This window comes from Maricaulis sp. (genome assembly GCF_030149235.1).
Classification (GTDB): domain Bacteria; phylum Pseudomonadota; class Alphaproteobacteria; order Caulobacterales; family Maricaulaceae; genus Maricaulis.
Map to the genome: position 1 here is coordinate 1 of NZ_JASBRW010000044.1, position 3,994 is coordinate 3,994.

Annotated in this window: 4 protein-coding genes and 1 pseudogene; 2 read left to right on the forward strand and 3 right to left on the reverse strand. The window is 60.2% G+C overall.

Translation table 11 applies throughout. The features are described from left to right. Positions 1–646, forward strand: a 646-nt coding sequence (locus Q1V51_RS06730) for a protein phosphatase CheZ (RefSeq protein WP_300554457.1), incomplete at its 5' end; no start/stop codon positions are given. A gap of 5 nt (positions 647–651) precedes the next feature. Here Q1V51_RS06730 and Q1V51_RS06735 read toward each other — a convergent pair. The 3 genes from Q1V51_RS06735 to Q1V51_RS06745 form a co-directional block, all read right to left on the reverse strand. Next, positions 652–1,506, reverse strand: a complete 855-nt coding sequence (locus tag Q1V51_RS06735) for a TIGR01459 family HAD-type hydrolase (protein WP_300554458.1) — start codon at positions 1,504–1,506, stop codon at positions 652–654. A gap of 39 nt (positions 1,507–1,545) precedes the next feature. Continuing rightward, positions 1,546–2,754 (reverse strand): EAL domain-containing protein, encoded by a 1,209-nt coding sequence (locus Q1V51_RS06740; protein WP_300554460.1) that lies wholly within the window; start codon positions 2,752–2,754, stop codon positions 1,546–1,548. A 181-nt stretch (positions 2,755–2,935) separates the two neighbouring features. Further along, positions 2,936–3,604: an OmpA family protein gene (locus tag Q1V51_RS06745; RefSeq protein ID WP_300554462.1), complete on the reverse strand. Its 669-nt coding sequence runs from the start codon at positions 3,602–3,604 to the stop codon at positions 2,936–2,938. A gap of 281 nt (positions 3,605–3,885) precedes the next feature. On the opposite strand from Q1V51_RS06745, the pseudogene Q1V51_RS06750 reads away from it, so the two are divergent. Then, positions 3,886–3,994 (forward strand): annotated as a pseudogene (locus Q1V51_RS06750) (co-chaperone GroES); the annotation flags it as partial.

Below are 3,994 nucleotides of genomic sequence, written 5' to 3' on the forward strand. Positions count from 1 at the left end.
GACGTTAAAAGCCAGTGATCTGCAGGATGCACAGATCATGGAGGTCTTGAAGCTGGCACACCAGCTGACCGACACCATGAAGCTGTTCTTCAGCTCGCTGGACCAGTCGATCTGCCAAGAGTTTCATTATATCGCGGACTACATCTCCCGCACCCGGGACGAGATCGCCGCGCTACGCCCGAACGATATCAAGTCCGAGCGCATTCCATCGGCAGGCGCCGAGCTGGAAGCGGTCGTCACCGATACCGAGAAGGCCACGGAAACGATCATGTCCGCCGCCGAAAGCGTCCTTTGTGACGAGGAAGCGGATTACGACGCCTACCGCGCCAAAGTGGAAGCCAAGATGATGGAAATCATCGAGAATTGCAGCTTCCAGGACCTGGCCGGCCAGCGCGTCTCCAAAGTGGTCAATTCCCTGCGCCATGTCGAAAGCCGCGTCGCCCGCTTCGCAGAAGTCATGGGTGTACACGACGCCGACACGACGGTTCAGGAGACCGACGAAGAAAAACGTGCCCGGGAGCAATTGCTCAACGGCCCGGCCCTGAATGGCCCGGAAACGAGCCAGGACGACATCGACGCTTTCTTCTCCGGTGAAGAAGACGCGGGAGCGCTAGACCAAGGGTCCATCGACTCTCTGTTCGACTAAGTCTCCTAGTCGGACCAGACCAGTTGCCGTGCGCCCCAGCGCGCGGCAACGCCATAGGCTGACAGGCTAAGCGCGACGGCTTCGGGATCGAAGCCGTCGTCTTGCATTTCGGCACCGAGTATTCCGTCCGCTATAAACAGGGCATCAATGCCGGCCCGGTCAGCGCCGGCGATATCGGTCTCCGGGCCATCGCCGATCGCAAGGACCTGTTCCGCGCTGCCCGACCACCCCACACGCTTGAGCGCCTCGAACGCCAAGCCATAAATGGGCCTGTGCGGTTTGCCGGCGACGATGCTGGTGCCACCCATAGCGCGATAATGCCGGGCGATCGCACCCGCGCAGTAGATCAGGCGATCACCGGCCTGTACGACAATGTCAGGATTGGCGCAGACCAGGTCGAGATTGCGCTCCAGAGCAGTCCTGAGAACCGCATCATAGTCCTCCGGCTTGCCGTCCCAGTAATCATCGGGCCCGGTGCAGGTGATGAACTGCGCCTCTTCGACCGAAACGAATTCCAGTCCCAGGCCGGCATAAAGCGCATCATCCCAGTCAGGTCCGATACGCAAGGCCTTGCCCGGCGCGCGGGCCACCAGCTCGGCGTAGATGGCATCGCCCGACGTCACGACCGTATCGGTCGCATCATCCGGCAGGCCCATTTCCTCAAGGGAATGCAACAAGCTCGGCGCGCGCCGTGGTGAGTTCGAGACCAGGCAAACCGTTCCGCCTTCCGCCCGATAGCGCTGCAACGCTTTCACGGCGTCTGGGATCAAGGCATGTCCATCACGGATCACCCCCCAGACGTCACAGAAAATGGCGGAGTAGTGCGGAGCAAGGTCGGAAAGCGTTGCGCGGGAGATCATGAAGCCGCTTGAAGCAGCCCCGGCCCGCGCGGTCAATCGTCAACCCGCCAGAGCAATTGTGTCGTCGGCGGGAGAGAGCATTTCCTCGTTGACCTGGCGCGGCTCGCCGAAGAGGTGCCCCTGACCGTAGGCAACATCGAGCTCCAGCACTTCAACAACCGTGCCCTCTTCTTCCACCCGGTCGGCGATCAGCTCGATACCGCGGCGGGCGAACAGGCTGGCGATGTCCTGATGGGCGATGTCACCAGCATCCACACCCGCGATACGCTCATAGCCGTCGATCGCCTCAAGCAGTCGGGCACCGCCCACTTTGACAAAGCGAATACCAGCCCGCTGCATCTCGTCGAGATCCATGTCCAGATCGACAGCGCGATCGACCGAGAAACGAAAGCCGAAGTCAGCCATGCGTGCCATGTTGCGGGCCGCGACAGCATCGCGCTCTTCGAAAGCGCGCTGTGAAATCTCGAAAATCAGCGACCCCGAGAGATCGTTGTGCTGACGGATGAAGTCGAGGAAGGTCGGGAAAAAGGTCTCGTCCGACAGCGAGTTGAGCGAGATATTGCAGAAGATCGCTATCTTGCGATCCTGACCCGTCAGTTTGCGCACGATCTGAACACAACGGAACAGCAGGAGATTATCGACTTCCGTCATCAGACCAGCGCGCTCAGCGGCTTTGATAAAGGCTCCCGGAGCGAGGATACGGCCGGTTGCATCGCGCAGACGCGTGAAACTCTCATAGAAGGCCACGCGGCGCTGCGGCAAGGTCACAACCGGCTGCACATAAAGATCGACGCGATTTTCCTGCAGAGCCTCTCGCACGGTATCGATATCAACCGATGTCATTGTGGACGCAGCGGCGCTCGCGGCCGGCATCAGATCCGGCCCCTCGCCGACACGGCGCACCAAGTCCTCCAGCACTTTGACTTCGTGTACGAGCGCATTGTCACGCTCGACAGACTCGGCACGCAGCTCATCCGTGATCTCATCGATGCGGCGCTGGGCCACCTCGAATTCTTCAGCGAGGGCCAGATTGGCCGCCTTCAGGTGCTGAATTTCGGTTTCCATCGCGCTGCGTTCCTGCGCGCGAGCGGCTGCGGAATGCGCCATACCGGCCACGATGAAGACAATCGCGCCCATCATCCAGGCCGAGGCCGTCGACATCAGGCCGAGATAATCAAAGCCGAGCGCGGCCACCACAGCGACCATGATATAGGTCAGCAGGATGAGGATATCTGTCGCTTTCGCCATCAGGGCGATCCTTCTCGTCGCAACGAATCGGCGTTTCTCGCCGAACGTTAATCTGTTCCGGGCCGGGTTTTCGATTGGTTAACGAAGGTAAACCATAGCCCCTGCGGGGCCCGCGGAAATCACAAAAAAATACGGCCCGGCAAGGCCGGGCCGCACATTCTGCATGTCTTATGAATGCCGCCTAGGCGACGTGCGGACGGATCAGAATCTCCACCCGGCGGTTTTGCTGTCGGTCATACGACGACGTCTCCGGATCGATCAGCAGGGCCCGCTCGCCCATGCCGGCAATATAAAGCCGCTCGCGCATCACGCGCTGGGCGATGAGATAGTTGCCAACCGAGAGTGCGCGCTGTTCGGACAGGCGCTGGTTATACTCGTACGGTCCGGTAGAATCAGTATGTCCGACCACGTCGATATAGGTGCGCGGGTAACGGTTCAGCACGTCGCTGACATCGTTGAGAATGGAATAGAAGCGCGCATTGATGTCCGAAGAATCCGTCGCGAAGGTTACATCGCCCGGCATGATCAGCATCAGGTTATTGCCCTCACGGCGCACACCAACACCGGTATCACTGAGCGCGGCACGCATCGCGGCTTCCTGCTCATCCATGTAGTGACCGATGGCCCCGCCCGCGAGCGCACCCAGGCCCGCGCCGATAAGCGCATTGGTCCGGCCTTCCTCGCTGTCGGAGGTATTCGTCATATAGCCCAGCACAGCACCGGCAGCGGCACCCAGCAGGACACCACGCCCGGTGTAATTGGGACGGGTTTCGCCCGTCACAGGATCGGTGGTGGTACAGGCCGTCATGGCCAGGGCGGCAAAGCCCACAATTGCTAAACGCAGTTTCATCGCTCTCACCTCCAAAAAAACTCGCCTCGCTTGGAGTATAGCCTGTCTTGTGACAAGCGTTCCATGCGACGGCTTAGCGCTGCCTTGATGAACGCAGGCTGAGCCGATTTCCGCCGCAGGCCCAGTGAAAAAATGCTCATCCGGAATCATGTCCCACCTCTTGACGCTCTGGCCTGCATCCCCTAAGTCGCCCGCTGTTAGCAGTCGGCTGGGGTGAGTGCCAATGCGCTCATCCCGGTCGTCGCGATAGATATCAGTCCTCTTGTTGGAGAAAAGCCAAGATGACCTTTCGTCCTCTGCACGACCGTGTGCTGGTAAAGCGCGTCGAAGAAGAGTCCACGACCAAAGGCGGGATCATCATCCCTGACACCGCCAAGGAAAAGCCGCAGG